Origin of the sequence: Streptomyces sp. AC558_RSS880 (genome assembly GCF_019049255.1) — a bacterium.
Lineage (GTDB): Bacteria > Actinomycetota > Actinomycetes > Streptomycetales > Streptomycetaceae > Streptomyces.
Genome location: NZ_JAGMUJ010000030.1, coordinates 258,934 through 275,217, shown reverse-complemented (window position 1 = coordinate 275,217; position 16,284 = coordinate 258,934). Strand labels below are relative to the sequence as shown.

17 protein-coding genes and 1 tRNA gene are annotated in these 16,284 nt (G+C 72.0%); 5 read left to right on the top strand and 13 right to left on the bottom strand.

Annotated elements, in window-relative coordinates; all coding sequences use genetic code 11:
* Positions 1-47 precede the first annotated feature (47 nt).
* Both KUM38_RS13220 and KUM38_RS13215 read right to left on the bottom strand, forming a co-directional pair.
* A complete protein-coding gene (locus KUM38_RS13220; protein ID WP_217129530.1) occupies positions 48-506 on the bottom strand; it encodes a molybdenum cofactor biosynthesis protein MoaE in 459 nt (152 codons plus the stop codon).
* A gap of 119 nt (positions 507-625) precedes the next feature.
* Positions 626-1,738 carry an SDR family oxidoreductase gene (locus tag KUM38_RS13215; protein WP_217129529.1) on the bottom strand — a complete coding sequence of 371 codons (1,113 nt, stop codon included), beginning with the start codon at positions 1,736-1,738 and terminating at the stop codon, positions 626-628.
* A gap of 192 nt (positions 1,739-1,930) precedes the next feature.
* On the opposite strand from KUM38_RS13215, the gene KUM38_RS13210 reads away from it, so the two are divergent.
* Positions 1,931-3,373, top strand: a complete 1,443-nt coding sequence (locus tag KUM38_RS13210) for a zinc-dependent metalloprotease (protein WP_217129528.1) — start codon at positions 1,931-1,933, stop codon at positions 3,371-3,373.
* Positions 3,370-3,891 carry an NUDIX hydrolase gene (locus KUM38_RS13205; protein WP_217129527.1) on the top strand — a complete coding sequence of 174 codons (522 nt, stop codon included), beginning with the start codon at positions 3,370-3,372 and terminating at the stop codon, positions 3,889-3,891. Before KUM38_RS13210 ends, KUM38_RS13205 begins: the two co-directional genes overlap by 4 nt.
* Positions 3,892-3,949: 58 nt before the next feature.
* On the opposite strand, the gene KUM38_RS13200 is transcribed toward KUM38_RS13205, so the two are convergent.
* The 4 genes from KUM38_RS13200 to KUM38_RS13185 form a co-directional block, all read right to left on the bottom strand.
* A complete protein-coding gene (locus KUM38_RS13200; RefSeq protein ID WP_217129526.1) occupies positions 3,950-4,705 on the bottom strand; it encodes an AIM24 family protein in 756 nt (251 codons plus the stop codon).
* Positions 4,706-4,722: 17 nt separating this feature from the next.
* On the bottom strand, positions 4,723-5,403 hold the full coding sequence (locus KUM38_RS13195) for an AIM24 family protein (protein WP_217129525.1): 681 nt from the start codon (positions 5,401-5,403) through the stop codon (positions 4,723-4,725).
* An 11-nt stretch (positions 5,404-5,414) separates the two neighbouring features.
* Positions 5,415-7,181 (bottom strand): TerD family protein, encoded by a 1,767-nt coding sequence (locus KUM38_RS13190; protein ID WP_217129524.1) that lies wholly within the window; start codon positions 7,179-7,181, stop codon positions 5,415-5,417.
* 136 nt (positions 7,182-7,317) lie between these two features.
* Positions 7,318-7,914, bottom strand: a complete 597-nt coding sequence (locus tag KUM38_RS13185; protein ID WP_217129523.1) for a M48 family metallopeptidase — start codon at positions 7,912-7,914, stop codon at positions 7,318-7,320.
* A gap of 217 nt (positions 7,915-8,131) precedes the next feature.
* Between KUM38_RS13185 and KUM38_RS13180 the strand changes: the two genes are divergently transcribed.
* Both KUM38_RS13180 and KUM38_RS13175 read left to right on the top strand, forming a co-directional pair.
* Entirely contained in the window at positions 8,132-9,358 is a 1,227-nt protein-coding gene (locus tag KUM38_RS13180; protein ID WP_217129522.1) for a TOMM precursor leader peptide-binding protein, read from the top strand.
* Positions 9,351-10,718, top strand: a complete 1,368-nt coding sequence (locus tag KUM38_RS13175; protein WP_217129521.1) for an AarF/ABC1/UbiB kinase family protein — start codon at positions 9,351-9,353, stop codon at positions 10,716-10,718. Before KUM38_RS13180 ends, KUM38_RS13175 begins: the two co-directional genes overlap by 8 nt.
* A gap of 43 nt (positions 10,719-10,761) precedes the next feature.
* Here KUM38_RS13175 and KUM38_RS13170 read toward each other — a convergent pair whose 3' ends face one another.
* From KUM38_RS13170 to KUM38_RS13150, 5 genes are all read right to left on the bottom strand, one after another.
* Positions 10,762-10,971, bottom strand: a complete 210-nt coding sequence (locus KUM38_RS13170; RefSeq protein ID WP_217129520.1) for a hypothetical protein — start codon at positions 10,969-10,971, stop codon at positions 10,762-10,764.
* Between the two features lie 136 nt (positions 10,972-11,107).
* Complete coding sequence (locus KUM38_RS13165; RefSeq protein ID WP_217129519.1) at positions 11,108-11,431, bottom strand: hypothetical protein; 324 nt, start codon at positions 11,429-11,431, stop codon at positions 11,108-11,110.
* The gene (locus KUM38_RS13160; protein WP_073932361.1) at positions 11,428-11,796 is read right to left on the bottom strand and encodes a WhiB family transcriptional regulator; all 369 of its coding nucleotides are present in this window, start codon (positions 11,794-11,796) and stop codon (positions 11,428-11,430) included. Before KUM38_RS13160 ends, KUM38_RS13165 begins: the two co-directional genes overlap by 4 nt.
* Before the next feature lie 166 nt (positions 11,797-11,962).
* Positions 11,963-12,277 carry a hypothetical protein gene (locus KUM38_RS13155; protein WP_217129518.1) on the bottom strand — a complete coding sequence of 105 codons (315 nt, stop codon included), beginning with the start codon at positions 12,275-12,277 and terminating at the stop codon, positions 11,963-11,965.
* A 163-nt stretch (positions 12,278-12,440) separates the two neighbouring features.
* Positions 12,441-14,732 (bottom strand): ATP-dependent DNA helicase UvrD2, encoded by a 2,292-nt coding sequence (locus KUM38_RS13150; RefSeq protein ID WP_254397073.1) that lies wholly within the window; start codon positions 14,730-14,732, stop codon positions 12,441-12,443.
* A gap of 101 nt (positions 14,733-14,833) precedes the next feature.
* Between KUM38_RS13150 and KUM38_RS13145 the strand changes: the two genes are divergently transcribed.
* Entirely contained in the window at positions 14,834-15,091 is a 258-nt protein-coding gene (locus KUM38_RS13145) for a mycoredoxin (protein ID WP_217129516.1), read from the top strand.
* A 75-nt stretch (positions 15,092-15,166) separates the two neighbouring features.
* Here the strand turns inward: KUM38_RS13145 and KUM38_RS13140 are convergent.
* A tRNA-Trp gene (locus tag KUM38_RS13140) sits at positions 15,167-15,241 on the bottom strand.
* Between the two features lie 83 nt (positions 15,242-15,324).
* Positions 15,325-16,269 (bottom strand): NAD(+) diphosphatase, encoded by a 945-nt coding sequence (gene nudC / locus KUM38_RS13135; RefSeq protein ID WP_308408960.1) that lies wholly within the window; start codon positions 16,267-16,269, stop codon positions 15,325-15,327.
* Positions 16,270-16,284: the final 15 nt, after the last annotated feature.

The following is a 16,284-nucleotide window of genomic DNA, read 5'->3' as shown; positions in this document are numbered from 1 at the left end:
ACCCACCCGCCCTCCTGTCGCCCGACCACCACCCCTCGACGACGGCGCTACGCGCCGACCCATTCCTCGGTGCCGTCCGAGAACCGCTGGTGCTTCCAGATGGGCACCTCGTGCTTGAGGTCGTCGATCAGCTTCCGGCAGGCCTCGAAGGCCTCCCCCCGGTGCGGGCACGACACGCCGACGACCACGGCCAGGTCCCCGACCCGGAGGTCCCCCACCCGGTGGACGGCGGCCAGCGCCCGAACGGGGTACTCGGCGGCCACCTTCCCGGCGATCCGCCGCATCTCGTCCTCGGCGCTGGGGTGGCACGAATAGCCGAGCTCGTCGACGTCGGCGCCCCCGTCGTGGTTGCGCACGGTCCCCACGAACAGCGCCGTCCCGCCGGCCGCGTCGTCCCCGACCGCGCGGAGGATCTCGTCCACGGACAGCGGCGTGTCGCGGATCGAGATCAGCTTGATCGGGTCCTGTGCGGCCTGCTCACCCGGGTGCTCGTGCGTGGATGCCATGCCCCTATCGTGCCCCACCCCGGCGACGACGCGGAACGGCGTCATCACCCGGTACGCGCGCGTGCCCGTTCGGAGCTTCCTCCAGTAGGCACGTCTCGGAGCCTCCTCCAAGAGGCACGTCAGATCCGGCGCCGGGCCTTGCGGGCCCGTCGCACCACCGCGGCCGCGCCCAGCAGGGCCACCGTCGCTCCCGCGGCGCCCGCCGCCGTCGCGTCCTTGCGCCCCAGTCGCCGGCCGGCGACCGTGTGCCTGCCGGACACCTCCTCCAGCAGCTCCGCGAGCACCTCCTCATTGGTGTGCGCGGGCCGCCACCCGGCGTCGTGCAGCCGGCTCCCGCTCACCACCCAGGGGTGCATCGTGTACGCCAGGTCCCCGGCCGGGGACGGGGTGAGACCGATCCGGTGCAACCGGGCCGCCGCGCCGAGCGCGACCGCCGACGGCAGCTCCATCCGCCGGATCCCGCTGAGCTCCTCGACCTCCTCCTGCTCCAGCCACCCGTCGCAGCCGACGGCCAGCTCACCGTCGACCTTCTCCAGGACGGCGTACTCCAGGGCGCTGCACAGATCCTCGACGTGGCAGAACTGCCACGCGGGCCGCGAGCCGGCCACCACGAGCAGCCTGGGCGACTCGAAGTACCTGGTCAGCGCGGTGTCGGTACCTCCCACCAGCACGGCGGGACGCACGACCGTGACATTGAGCCCCGGGTGTGCCCTGGGCGCCCGGCGCGCGAGCCGCTCGATCTCCAGGAGGTCGCCGACGCCCGTGGCCTCCGCCGTGGCCCGCAGCTCCGCGTCCTCGGACAGCGGCAGCTCGTTGTCCGGCAGCGCCCCGTAGACCATCGTCGACGTGCACAGCACCACGCGACGCACTCCGGCGGCCGCGGCGGCCGTCAGCACCGTCTGTGTGCCCCGCACGTTGTAGGCCGTCCGGGCGGCGGCATCGGTCTCCAGATCGAGGTCGAGCGCGAGATGGACCACCACGTCGGCCCCGCGCAGCTTGTCCGCGATGGCCGGATCCCGTACGTCCAGGATGTGCCAGCGCGCCTCGGCGCACTCGCCGCGCCGCTCGTCGATGGCGATGACCTGCTTGATCTCCTCCGAGGCGGCGAGCCGCGCGGTGAGCAGCGCGCCGATGCCGGACGCGGCACCGGTGACCGCGACGACGGGCCCGCGCGCCGCGGGGGCGGTCGGGCCGTTTCGCGCTGCGCGAACCTGTGGATCTGGGGAACTCACCGGGCGTCTCCAGCGGTTGTCTTCAGTACGAGCGCGAGCGACGCGTACGTACCAGGTGGCATCCATCCTGCCGCAGGCCTGCTGTCGGCGAAGCACCGAGGCCCGAACCGCTTCAGGTGTCTACGCTGGGTGGTGTTGTCGGGCAGCCGTGCCGCCGGAAAGAACCGGTGGCCCTACCAGCCGAGGAAACCCGTGAGTGACACCCCATTCGGATTCGGCCTTCCGCCGGAGGAGCCGGACGACGGCGACGAGGGCAAGAAGAAGGACCCGCAGAGCGGTGGTGGTCAGGGCCCGGCCAACCCGTTCGGCTTCGGCATGCCCGGAGCCGGAGGCTTTGGCGGCCCGGGCGCGGACAATCCGTTCGCCGCGATGTTCGGGTCACTGAACCCCACCGACCTGGGCGCAGCGTTCCAGCAGCTCGGCCAGATGCTCTCCTACGAGGGCGGGCCGGTGAACTGGGACATGGCCAAGCAGATCGCCCGGCAGACCGTCTCGCAGGGCACCGCGGAGGGTTCGAAGGACGCGAGCGTCGGCCCCGCCGACCGCAGGGCCGTGGAGGAAGCGGTCCGTCTGGCCGACCTGTGGCTGGACGACGCGACCTCCCTGCCGTCGGGTGCCAGCTCCGCCGTGGCCTGGAGCCGCGCGGAGTGGGTGGAGGCCACCCTCCCGGCGTGGCGGGAGCTGGTCGACCCGGTCGCCGAGCGCGTCGGGAACGCGATGGGCGATGTGCTGCCGGAGGAGATGCAGGCCATGGCCGGCCCGCTGATCGGCATGATGCGCTCCATGGGCGGCGCCATGTTCGGCACGCAGATCGGGCAGGCCGTCGGCGTGCTCGCCGGTGAGGTCGTCGGCTCGTCCGACATCGGCCTGCCGCTGGGCCCGGCCGGCCGGGCCGCGCTGCTGCCGCTGAACATCGAGACGTTCGGCAAGGACCTGGGCGTCTCCCAGGAGGAGGTGCGGCTGTATCTCGCCCTGCGCGAGGCCGCCCACCAGCGCCTGTTCGCGCACGTCCCGTGGCTGCGCTCACACCTGTTCGGCGCCGTCGACGGCTACGCGCGCGGGATCAAGGTCGACACCGGCAAGCTCGAGGACGTCGTCGGCCAGTTCGACCCGCAGAACCCCGAGCAGCTGCAGGAGGCCCTCCAGCAGGGCATGTTCCAGCCGGAGGACACGCCGGAGCAGAAGGCCGCCCTGGCCCGGCTGGAGACGGCGCTGGCGCTCGTCGAGGGCTGGGTGGACGCCGTGGTGCACGCCGCGGCCAAGCCCCGGCTGTCGTCGGCCGACGCGCTGCGCGAGACGCTGCGCCGCCGCCGCGCCTCGGGGGGCCCGGCGGAGCAGACGTTCGCCACGCTGATCGGTCTGGAGCTGCGCCCGCGCCGACTGCGCGACGCCTCACGCCTGTGGGCCTCGCTCACCGACGCGCGCGGGGTCGACGGCCGGGACGCCCTGTGGGCGCACCCGGACATGCTGCCGACGGCGACCGACCTGGACGACCCGGACGGCTTCGTGCACCGCGAGCAGATCGACTTCTCCGAGCTGGACAAGATGCTCGGCGAGGCCGCCGGCAAGCCCGACCTCAAGAAGAAGGACGAGGGCGAGGACAAGAGCGAGAACAAGGGCGACGACGCCGAGTGAGCCTCCACGACGACGCCGTCCTCGTGCTCAAGGGGTACGAGGACCAGTCCGAACTGCGCCAGACCTATCTGGACCACCTCGCGGCGCATCCGGACGGCATGTGGAAGGCCTGTACGGACGGCCACATCACGGCCAGCGGCCTGGTGATCGATCCCGAGCGGGGCCGGGTGCTGCTGACCCTGCACCGCAAGCTGCGGATGTGGCTCCAGATGGGCGGGCACTGCGAGCCGGGTGACGTCTCGCTCGCCGCGGCGGCCCTGCGGGAGGCGACGGAGGAGTCCGGCATCGCGGGACTGGCCCTGGTGGCCGGTGGCCCCGTGCGTCTGGACCGCCATCACACACCGTGCGCCTGGCACCTGGACGTCCAGTACGCGGCGCTGGCTCCGGCCGGCGCCGTCGAGGCGATCAGCGACGAGTCCCTCGACCTGCGCTGGTTCCCGTACGACGAGGTGGCGGACGTGGCGGACACCTCCGTCACCCGATTGGTGGAAGCGGCCCGGACGAGACTGGGCGTCTGACACAGGGGTGAGGGGCGGCCGCCCGGGCGGTCGCCCCTCACCCCTGTGTCGTCCCCGGTCAGCTCCAGACGTTGCCCTGGTTCTGGCCGCGGGCCCCCTGCTGTCCCACGCCGTACTGCGCGGCGAGGCCGCCGCCCGTCTGGGCGTTCTGCGGCGGCAGCAGTTCGCTGGGCTGGACGAGCGCGAAGCCGCTGCCCATGAAGCTGAGCTCCCAGCCCTCGCCGGTGTTGCCGCGGCGCCGCCACACCCCGGAGGAGTGGGTCTGGGCCTGCATCTGCACGCGCAGGGACGTGGACCAGGCGACGATCGCGTCGGCGTCGCAGTTGACGTACTTGTCCGGCGTCACCTGCATCAGCAGCGGCATGCCCGAGGTCATCAGGGCGACCTTGCCGCGGCCTGTGATGTTGAGCTGGTACTTCCCGGAGCCGGAGATGCCGTACAGGCTGTCGACGGCGATGACCTCGTGGTGCAGCGAGGAGTCCATCGCGAGCACATAGCTGCTGTCGACCGTCAGCCCGTCCTGCTCCACCTCCATGACGTGGATGCGCTGGGCGAGGTTGGCGAGGTAGACCGTGCCCTGCCCGTGGCAGCGCATCAGGTCGAGTCCCTCACCGGTCTGCGCACGCGCGCGTGATGCGCTGTTGCCCTGGAACTCGGCGTCGAACTCGACGAGTCCCTGGTAGGCGACCATCGTGCCCTTGCGGGCGAGGATGTCGTCGTGGCCCTCCAGGGCGACGCGGAGCATCTGCTGGTTCTGCAGGCTCCAGCGCTCCTGGGTCTGCTGGTCGTTGAAGGCGAAAAGCGGGCTCTGCATGGTGTGGTTGCTCCCCCTCAGCCCCGGACCCGGAGACGGTCGGTGCTGTCCTCACTGGGCTGGACGACGACGATGCCCTGACCGGAGAAGGCCATCTGGTAGGCCTCCCCGCTGCCGCGGCCGATCAGCGACTGGGCGCGGAAGCTGCGCTTGCCCTTCACCTTGAGGTTCGGGGACCAGGCGACCAGGGCGTCCGGGTCGACATACGTCTCGTCGTCGCCGCCACCGCAGTCCACGACGATCGGCTTGCCGCGCGAGGTCAGCGCGACCCAGCCCTGTCCGGAGATCTTGGTGTTCCACAGGCCCTGTCCGGCGAACTTCGCCAGGCCCTTGACCCGCTCCACGCCCCACGTGAGATGGGCGTCGAAGGCGAGCAGATTGGTGGCGTTGACGGAGATGCCGTCGCCGTTGAGGTTGATCACGACGACGTTGGCGCCGTAGTCGGCGAGGTAGAGCAGGCCGTCGCCGGAGCACTTCATCAGCGGCGCGCCCTCACCGGTCATCCAGTCCTTGGCGATCTGGCGGACGGCCGGCGGGTTGGGCTCGTACTGGACGAACCCCTCGTAGGCGACCATCGAGCCCACGCGCGCGAGGAGGTCGTGCCCGGTCTGCATGGCGACCTTCAGCATGTGGTTGCCGTGGTTCTCCATGCGGGCGGTGACGGGGGCGGGGGCATAGCCCGCGAGTGGCTGGTTCATGACGGGCTCCCTCAGATCTCGTACGGCTGGACGACGATGAAGTTGCCGGGTGCGCCCCGGAACTGGAGGTTGACGCTCTCCCCGGTGTCGCCGGGGTAGGAGTTGCGGCGCATCCGCACCTGGCTGGAGACGACCACCTGGGAGGCGGCCGACCAGGCGACCACGGCGTTGCAGTCGGCGAACGTGGTGGGCGTGACCGGCAGCACCACCGGCGTGCCGTGGGTCTTGACGACGATGGTGCCGGTCCCCTGGAACTGCATCGTGAACAGCGCGCCGCCGGGGATGCCGTGTCCCTCGATGCGGCGGACCTCGTACTGGAGGCTCTCGTCGAAGGCGAGGACGTTCTCGGCGGAGACGCACACGGCGTCGCCCTGGAGCTCGATCGGGTGCAGCATCGTGGAGTTCTCGGCGAAGAACACCTGGCCCTTGCCGGTGCAGCGCATCAGCTGCATCTCCTGGCCGGTGGCGTTGCCGACGATGCGGCCGGAGAAGCCGGCGCCCTTGTAGCTGAAGTCGACCTTGCCCTGGTAGAGCACCATGCTGCCCTGCCGGGCCAGGACGGGCTGCTCGCCGATGCCGAGGTCGACGCGGACGAGCTTCTTGTTCTGCTGCGTCCAGCGCTGACCGGTGGGCGTCTCCTTGAACTGCTGGAGCGCGCCGAGCACGCCGGGGCCCTGCGGTGCGCCCTGGGGTGCGCCCTGGGGTGCGCCCTGAGGCGCCCCGTACGGGGCCTGCTGACCGGGCGGTTGTCCGGGCGGGGGCTGCTGTCCGTAGCCCGGAGGGGGCGTGGGCTGTCCATAGCCGGGCGGCGGGACGGGTGCCTGCGGGACCTGCGGCTGTCCGTAGCCGGGGGGCGGCGGGACGGGTGCCTGCGGAACCTGCGGCTGTCCGTAGCCCGGGGGCGGCGGGGCGGGCTGGCCGTACGGCGGCTGCTGGCCCGGCTGACCGTAGGGCGCGGGCGCCGGCGCCGGGGGCGGCACCGGGGAGCCACCGGGCGGGGTGTGCAAGGGGGCGGCGATGGTCGGTGCGGCGTGCACCGGCGGCGCGGAAGGTGCGGGGGCCGGCGGCGGCGCGAAGCCCTGTGCGGCGGGCTGGGGCGCGGGGGCCGGAGCGGGCGCGGGGGCGGGAGCCGGGGCCGGGGCGGGCGCCGGGGCGGGCGCGGCGCCTCCGGGTACGCCGAACGCGGGCGGGGCGAAACCGGGCGCGGCTCCGCCCGCCCCCGGCTGCTGCTGGGGGGCGGCCGGCTCGTCCTCGGCGACCTCGCCGCCGAAGTTCCGCAGCAGCGCGTCGAGCCCGCCGTCGAAGCCCTGCCCGACGGCGGCGAACCGCCAGACGTCCTTGAAGTAGAAGTCGCCCAGCATCACGGCCCGCTCGGTGGAGAACTCCGAGCCGCTGAACGGATACCGGGCCACTTCCTCGCCGCCCGCGACGATACGGATGTACCCGGGACCGATCTGCGACATCTGCCCGGCGCCGTCGAGGGTCGCCGTGAAGGACAGCTTCCTGATCTGCTGCGGGATCCGGTCCAGCGTCACGCGGAACGACTCCGTGTCGCCCGCCTGGGCGCCCAGGAGCTGGACGGACTCCTCGGGGGACTTCGGCTGGTTGTAGAAGATGAAGTAACGCTCGTCGGAGAGCCGTTCGTCGGCGTCGAGACCGAAGCAGCTGATGTCGAAGGTCAGCCCCGGACCGGAGATCTGCACACCTACGTACAGATCCATACCCGCCGTGAGGTCACTGATCCTGGCCTTGTGGCCGCGTTGGAATTCCCTGGCCATACGTACGACCGTCCCCCATCCCGAATGTGAGTGCGTCGCGCCAGGCTAACGGCAAACTCGGACACCGGATGAAGTCGGTACAGACCCGGTACACAACGCGTGCGTAGGCCTACGGTGCGCTCACCTCGAGCGGTGCTCACGCATCACGCGCACCCGGCACGTGCGGCAGCCGCTCGGCCGCGACCACCCCTTCGAGGTAGCCGCGGGCCCGCTCGGTCCTCGGATACGCCTCCAGCAGCCGCCAGAAGCGCGGGCCGTGCCCGGGCACCAGCAGGTGCGCCAGCTCGTGGCAGAGGACGTAGTCGACGACGTACTCGGGCATGCCCTGCAGCCGGTGCGACAGCCGGATGCTTCCCTCGGACGGGGTGCACGAGCCCCAGCGCGTGTTCTGGTTGGTCACCCAGCGCACCGAGGCGGGCCTGGCCCGTCCGCCGAAGTACTGGTCGGACAGCCGCCGGGCGCGCTCGGCCAGCTCCGTGTCCCCGAGGGTCCGCCTGCTCTCCTGTGCGGCCAGCTTGTCGAGCATGACGGTCACCCAGCGCTGCTCCTCCGCCTCGGACATCCGGGCAGGGATGAGTACGACGGTGCGATCGCCCTCGCGGTACGCGGAGACCGTTCTGCGACGGCGGGCGCTCCTGCGGACCTCGATCGCGCTCGCCCGTGAGCCGTTCGTCGGCTGGCTCGTCGTGCTGCGCTGTGACTTTCCGGCGCTGTGCAGTGGGTCGGCGGGCACGCCCCGACGGTACCCGCTGCACACGGGGAAGTCTTGGCTCCGGGACGGTTCCCTGGCGTTCCCCCCCACCGAGCGCCGGATTTGTACGATGAATCCCACCGCCTGTGGACAACTTTCGGCAGCCTGCGCCCCGTCCCGGCATGCTGGCATGCGTCGGACGAGCTGTGAAGGGCTCGACCACTCAACGGGGACGATCCGGGACATACGGGGGCCTGTCATGCATCCGATGGTCAAGCCCGCGCTTCGGCGCGGATGGCGCGATCTCAACACCGTGCAGTTCGGGATGACACCGGCGCACGCGTTGACGCTGGGCCCTGTGGACACGGCCACGGGCAGCTTCCTCGACCTGCTCGACGGCACCCGCGGGCTGGAGCTCCTGCGGGAGGAGGCACGGCGCATGGACCTGCCCGAGGGCCATGTCGACCGGCTGGTGCGCCGGCTGTCGCGGGCCGGGCTGCTGGACGACTCGCGGGGCGGCGGGCCGGACGCCGAGGCCCTGCGGGAGAAACCGGAGGTGCTCGACCGGCTCCGTCCGGATCTGGCGTCCCTCGCCCTGACCACCTCCGCACCGGGCGATCCGCTCCGCCGGCTGGCGGCGCGCCGCAGTATGCGGGTGCAGGTGAGAGGCGGGGGCCGGGTGGGCACCACCCTCGCGGCACTGCTGTCGGGGGCCGGGGTGTGCGAGGTCGACGTGCGCGACGTCGGGCGGGTCGAGCCGTGGGACGTCGCGCCGGGCGGGCTGCCCGCCGAGGCCGTCGGCGACCGCAGGGACGAGGCGGCCCGCCGCGCGGTACGCCGGGCCGCCCCGGACCGCCCGCCGCACCGGACCGCCCGCTCTCCCCGCGCAGAGGGCGACCCCGGCTTCGGACTGGTCGTCCTCGCCCCGCGGGACGACGTCGCCGTGCACGCGCCCGATCCGACGGCCGCCGAAACCCTGGTGTCCTCGGGCACACCTCACCTCTACGCCGGTGTCGTGGAGGGGACCGGTGTGGTCGGCCCGCTGGTCCTGCCCGGTGAGACGAGCTGTGCGGGCTGTCTCCAGCAGGACCGCACCGACCGGGACCCGGTCTGGCCGCGCCTGGCCGCCCAGTGGCGCTCCGGGCGGCAGCGCCGGGTGGGCGCCTGCGACGTGACGCTGGCCACGACGGTGGCCGGACTGGCGGCCGCTCACGCGCTCACCTTCCTGGACGGCCGGGTCCCGTCCAGCGCCGGCGCACGCTGGGAGGTCTCCCTCCCCGCTCTGCACTGGCATGCGCGCCCGGTCCGGCCGTATCCGGACTGCCCGTGCGGAGCCGCGCGCAAAGATCCGGAAAAAGGTAAGGGAGAACACACCTCCGGGGACGGGGGGTCACACGAGACAATGACCGTGCACGGGCCGTCGGAGGAGTGGCGCCGCAAGGCGGACGCGAAGCGGCCGGCAGGGACTTGGAGGGCGCATGTCTGATCTTCCCCGCAAGGCGGTCACCCGGACCGCCAAGCTGGCCGCGCTCCCGCTCGGCTTCGCCGGGCGGGCTACCTGGGGACTCGGCAAGCGGATCGTGGGCGAGTCCGCGGAGCTTGTCGGCCGCGAGCTCCAGCAGCGCACCGCCGAGCAGCTGTTCAAGGTGCTCGGCGAGCTCAAGGGCGGTGCGATGAAGTTCGGCCAGGCCCTGTCGGTCTTCGAATCGGCCCTGCCGGAGGAGGTCGCCGGTCCCTACCGGGCGGCACTGACCAAGCTGCAGGAGGCCGCCCCGCCGATGCCCACCCGTACCGTCCACGCGGTGCTGGAGAAGCGGCTGGGCGCAGGCTGGCAGAAGCTGTTCCTGAAGTTCGAGGACAAGCCGTCCGCCGCGGCCTCGATCGGCCAGGTGCACCGGGCGGTGTGGCACGACGGCCGCGAGGTGGCGGTCAAGGTGCAGTACCCGGGCGCCGGCGAGGCCCTGCTGTCCGACCTGAACCAGCTGAGCCGCTTCGCCCGTCTGCTGGGTCCGCTCATCCCCGGCATGGACGTCAAGCCGCTGATCACGGAGCTCAAGGACCGGGTCTCCGAAGAACTGGACTACGGCCTGGAGGCCCAGGCCCAGCGGACCCACGCCGAGGAGTTCGACGGCGATCCCGACGTCGTCGTGCCGGATGTGGTCCACCAGTGCGAGCAGGTGCTGATCACCGAGTGGATGGACGGCACACCGCTGTCGGAGATCATCTCGGACGGCACGGAGGCCCAGCGCGACCGGGCCGGCCAGCTTCTGGCCCGCTTCCTGTTCTCCGGTCCCGCCCGCACCGGTCTGCTGCACGCCGACCCGCATCCCGGCAACTTCCGTCTGCTGCCCGGCGGTCCGGAGGGCGAGGACGACTGGCGCCTGGGCGTACTGGACTTCGGCACCGTGGACCGGCTCCCGGGTGGGCTGCCCGAGCCCATCGGCGAGGCCCTGCGGATGACGCTGGACGGCGAGGCGGAGGCCGTCTACGAGATGCTCTGCGCCGAGGGCTTCGTCAAGGAGTCGATCGAGCTGGACCCCGACGCCGTCCTCGACTACCTCCTGCCGATCATCGAGCCGGCCCAGGCCGACGAGTTCACCTTCACCCGCGGCTGGATGCGGAGCCAGGCGGCCCGGATAGCCGACCCCCGCTCCCCCGCCTACCAGCTGGCCAAGCAGCTCAACCTTCCCCCGGCCTACCTCCTGATCCACCGGGTGACCCTGAGCACGATCGGCGTGCTCTGTCAGCTGGGGGCGACGGTGCGGCTGCGGGAGGAACTGGAGGAGTGGCTGCCGGGCTTCGTCCCGGAGGAACCGGCGGAGGAGGAACCGGCCGCCCAGGCCTGACGGACCCGAGGGGCACGTCGAGCGCCGCGGGCACCGGCTGCCCCTACCACCACTGCGCGTCCAGGCGGCCCTCGATCGCCCGCAGATTGTCGCGGGAGCACGCCTCGCAGTAGTGACGGCGGGCGCCGTCCTCCACGGAGAAGGTCCAGGTCGGCTGCGGCCCCTCGGCGCGGGTGCCGCAACGGGCACACACCAGCGGCTCCGGCTCCGCCGCGGAACCGCCGTCGTCACTGCCACCGGGAGGACTCGTCACCCGGCGACGATAACGCCGTTCCCGACGGTCCGCCCCGCACAACGCACCGCGGGGGCCGGTCCGTTCACACGGACCGGCCCCCGCGGGGAGAGCTGGGCCTCCGGGCTGGGGAGACCGCCGCTTCAGGTGGTACCGGTTACTGCATGACCGCCATGGCGAGCGCGCGGCGGGCGCGCCGGGAGGCGCGCTCGGCCCGGCGCTGCATCCGGCGAGCGGTCACCAGGCCCGCGGCCTGGCGCTCCCGCTGCGCCTCCTGCAGTCGCTCGTGCATATGCGCACGGGCCAGGGCTTCTGGGATGAGTTGCATCTCTCGGGTCCTGTTCTGGCGCGAGTCGTTCGCACCACTGGTGGTGAAGTCTTCGGTCGCGGAGCCTGCGGGCTCGTGAGTGGACGGCATCATCGGGGCCTGCTTCTGGGGGTCGTGCGTGAGGGGGCGGTCGATCGTTCCTGGGGTGTTCATGCCGTGACCGGGTTCTTGCGCGGGCGGCCACGCGGCCGCTTGCGGGCGACGACAACTCCCTGGACGAACAGCTCGCCGCCCCAGACGCCCCAAGGCTCACGCCGCTCCTTGGCGCCGGCGAGGCAGGCCTCGATCAGCGGGCAGGTGCGGCAGAGGGACTTGGCGTACTCGACGTCCGCCGGCGACTCGGCGAAGAAGACCTCCGGGTCGTAGGAGCGGCACGGGACGGGCACGCCGAGGTTCTCGATGGCGTCGTCGAGCGCGGTGAGCGCGGTGAGCGGAGTCAAGGTCGGGTCCTCCGTGGAGCCGGGCTTGGGGATCGTGTCGGAAGGCGGTACGGACGGGACGTGCGCTTCGAGTTGCACGGTTCGTCTTCCTCGTCTGGTCGTTTCCGGCCTGTTGGCCGGGTGGCGGCTGGTACCGGGTTCTTTTCTTGTCCCGGGGCGCTTCGCTCTCCCGCTTGAGGGAAAACAGAAGGGCCGCGGATCCCGGATGGGGTTCCGCGGCCCTGAAGGCGCCGGCCTGATCGGATCAGGCTGGATCACTCCAGGGTTCTGGCCCACGGAAGGCCCACATCAGGTGGTGCTGCGTCGTCTGCTTCCGGAATCCGGCACCGGCTGCCGCAAAGGCATAGGCCTTCGCCTGTGCCACTACCGCTTCCAGTGCCTCGGTCGGTCGCTCATCGCGCTCACGGACGGCAGGAGCCGCGGGAGCAAGGGAGGACACCAGGTGTGCGGCACGAATGCCGGACAGACCGGTGCCCTGGTTCGAGGCGCCGAGCATGCACAGGGAGACGGCCGAGCGATCGGTCAGTTTGACGATGGAGCTGGTGTTGATGCTGATCACTGGACTCGCCTCCTCTCGGCGTCTAGGGGACCGGGGTGAACCGGTCCGCGGATATGCAAGTACAACACGGAGCCAGGGCCTTGGAGAAGGCCACCGTCCCCGTGCCTAAGAACCTATGGGGATTGCCGGGGCATGCGCAAACTATTTTTCCGACGAGTTGGGATCAGTCCTGATCCCGTTCCCCGTCGATGTCACGACCTGCGCAGATGGCCAGAACATCGGCTCCGTAGCGATTCAGCTTGCGCATCCCCACCCCGGGGATCCTGGCCAGCGCGTGCGCGTCGTCGGGGACCGTCTCGGCGATGGCCATCAGCGTCTTGTCGGTGAAGACGCAGAAGGCGGGCTGCCCGCTGCGTCCCGCCTGGTCGGCGCGCCACTCACGGAGCCGCTCGTACAGGCCCTCGTCCATGTCGGTGGGGCAGTCCTCGCAGCGCATCAGCTTCATCTCGCCCGCGTCGGTCAGCGTGCGGCCGCACACCCGGCAGCGCGCGGGGCTGCGCTGCCTGCGCCTCGGACTCGGGACGACCGAGGCGGACGCCGCCCCGGACGAGCCGTGCTCCACACCTCCCGCGCCGACCGCGCCGCCACGGCCCGCGGCGGCGTTCGAGCCGGGACGCAGCCCTTGGAGGAAGCGACTGGGGCGACGGTTCGGCCGGCTTCCGGGTGAACGGGAGAGCGCCCAGGAGAGATGGAGGCGCTCGCGGGCGCGGGTGACACCGACGTAGAGGAGACGGCGCTCCTCCTCGATCTGCTCGTCGGTCTTTGCGTAGGTGATCGGCATCATGCCCTCGGCGACGCCGACCAGGAAGACGACGTCCCACTCCAGGCCCTTGGCCGAGTGCAGCGAGGCGAGGGTGACGCCCTGGACGGTCGGGGCGTGCTGGGCGCCGGCCCGCTCGTCGAGTTCGGCGACGAGGTCGGCGAGGGTGGCGCCGGGCCGGGCGGCGGCGAAGTCCTGGGCGAGATGCACCAGCGCGGCCAGTGACTCCCAGCGCTCCCTGACCGCTCCGGAACCGGCCGGCGGCTGGGGCGTCCAGCCCTCGCCCGAGAGCACGGCGCGCACCTGGGAGGGCAGGTCGGGGGCGTCGTCGAGGAGGGCGTCGTTGCCGCCGAAGCGGGCCGCGCCGCGCAGGGCGATGCCGGCCTTGCGCACCTCGGGACGGTCGAAGAACCGCTCGGCCCCCCGCAACTGGTAGGGCACGCCGGCGTCGGCGAGGGCCTGCTCGTAGGTCTCGGACTGGGCGTTCGTCCGGAACAGGACGGCGATCTCGCTCGCCGGGACCCCCGCGTCGATCAGCTCACGGATACGGCGGGCGGCGCCCTCCGCCTCGGCGGGCTCGTCGGTGTACTCGGTGAAGACCGGCTCGGTCCCCGCGGCGCGCTGGGAGACCAGTTCCAGCCGGTGATCGGCGGCCCGGCCACGGGCCTGGGCGAGCAGGCCGTTCGCCAGGTGGACGACCTGGGGGGTCGAGCGGTAGTCACGGACCAGCTTGACGACGGTGGCCCCGGGATGGCGGGTGCGGAAGTCGAGCAGATGGTCGGGGGTTGCGCCCGTGAACGAATAGATCGTCTGGCTGGCGTCGCCGACCACGCACAGGTTCTCCCGCTCGCCGAGCCACAGTTCCAGCAGGCGTTGCTGGAGCGGGCTGACGTCCTGGTACTCGTCGACGACGAAGTGCTGGTACTGGGCGCGGACCTGCTCGGCGATGTCGTGCCGGTCCTGCAGGACGGCGACGGTCAGCAGCAGCACGTCCTCGAAGTCGATGACGGCGCGCTCACGCTTGAGGTCCTCGTAGGCGGAGTAGAGCTGGGCGATCTCGGCGGGGTCGCGGGGGGACTCCCGGCCGGCCTTGGCGGCGGCGGCCGCGTAGTCGGCCGGGACGGTCTGGGTGACCTTGGACCACTCGATCTCCGCGGTGACGTCCCGCAGCTCGCCCCGGTCGAGCCGGATGCGGCAGGCGACGGCCGCGTCGGCGACCAGCTGGACCTTGCGGTCGACGAGCCGGGGCAGGGAGCCGCCGATCGCTTTCGGCCAGAAGTACTGGAGCTGACGCAGTGCCGCGGAGTGGAAGGTGCGGGCCTGGACGCCGACGGCCCCGAGCTGGCGCAGCCGGCCGCGCATCTCCCCGGCGGCGCGGTTGGTGAAGGTGACGGCGAGCACGCTGGAGGGCTGGAGGATGCCCGCGCGCACCCCGTAGGCGATCCGGTGGGTGATCGCCCGGGTCTTGCCGGTGCCGGCGCCGGCCAGCACGCACACCGGACCCTGCAGGGCGGTGGCCACGGCGCGCTGCTCGGGGTCGAGCCCTTCGAGCACCGCGTCGGCCGAGTCCGGTACCCGTGGGAAGAGGGTGGAGTGCGTTCCTGCTGTCACACAGCCATGCTGCCAGGTCGCCGGAGACGGATGAGCCGGTTGTCCACAGGGAGGGCCTCGCGGTCGTACTAATGCGGCAGGCATCACGTGGGAGCCGTGCGGCACCCGGCGGGAATGCTTGCGCTTTCACGTACGTTCCCCCCACATCGAGGACTTTCCCGAGCCGCCGAAGGAGCGCGAGAGGCATGCAGGGCACTGTGACGATGTACAGCACCACGTGGTGCGGCTACTGCCGCCGGCTGAAGAGCCAGCTGGACCGTGAGGGCATCGCGTACACCGAGATCAACATCGAGCAGGACCCGGAGTCCGCGGCCTTCGTCGAGAAGGCGAACGGCGGGAACCAGACGGTGCCCACGGTGCGTGTGGTCCCGTCCGCCGGCGGTGACGAGGTCGTGATGACGAACCCGAGCCTCGCCCAGGTGAAGCAGGCCCTCGCGGTCTGACGTCCCCCGGCGCCGTGCCCCCTCCGGTCGAGGTCACCGGAGGGGGCACGCCTGTGTTCAGGGGCACGGGGAGGGCGGAACCGACCGGATTCGAACCGGTGTCCTCGCGGTTTTGGAGACCGCGCGCGACGACCTCTGCGCTACGGCTCCGCCCGGCCCGACAGCGTAGCCGGTGCGCGGGACGGGGCCCCGGCGGCTTGCGCCGGGGCTCCGTCGGAGCGCCGGGCGTCCTGTCAGAAGGCGCCGCGGGTCGGCAGGTCCTTGCCGTACCAGCGCTCGATCAGGCGGGCCGCGATCGAGATGCCGTACGGCGGGAGCACCTCGCCGGACTCGAAGGCGGCGCCGAGTTCGTCGCGGGAGAACCAGCGGGCCTCGTGGATCTCGTCGCCGTCGACGTCGATCTCGGTCGTGGTGGCGCGGGCGGTGAAGCCCAGCATGAGGCTGGACGGGAAGGGCCAGGGCTGGCTGGCGACGTACTCGACCTCGCCGACGCCGATGCCGACCTCCTCGTGGACCTCGCGGCGCACCGACTGCTCGATGGACTCCCCCGGCTCGACGAATCCGGCGAGCGTGGAGAAGCGGCCCTCGGGCCAGTGGACCTGGCGGCCGAGCAGGATGCGGTCCTGGTCGTCGACCACGGCCATGATCACCGCGGGGTCGGTGCGCGGGTAGTGCTCGGCGCCGCAGGCGGGGCAGCGGCGGATGTGACCGGCGGCGGCGATGACGGTGCGCTCGCCGCAGCGGGAGCAGAAGCGGTGCAGCCGCTGCCAGTTCTCCAGGGCGACCGCGTGCACCATCAGGCCGGCCTCGCGCGGCGACAGGAGCAGTCCCGCCTCGCGCAGGCCGGCCGGGCGGGCGGAGTCGTCCATGCGGCCGGGCAGGGAGTCCTTCTGGAGGGCGAAGTAGCTGACGCCCTCGTCGTCGATGCCCAGGAAGTAGCGGTGGGCCTCGGTGAGCGGGGCCTCGAAGGACGGGGTCATGACGAGTTCGGTACGCCCGTCCGCCGTCTCGTCGATGAGGACCTGGCCGCCGGAGACCACGAAGCAGCGGGTCGAGGGGTGGCTCCACGCCGCCGCGAGCCATGCCTCGTCGAGCCGGTGGTGGGCGGCGCGGTCGATGCCGCTCGGGGCGGTGAGCGAGATGGGTCGGTCGGCGGTGTGGTCGGTCCAGGTGGTCACGGGTGCTTCCAACTC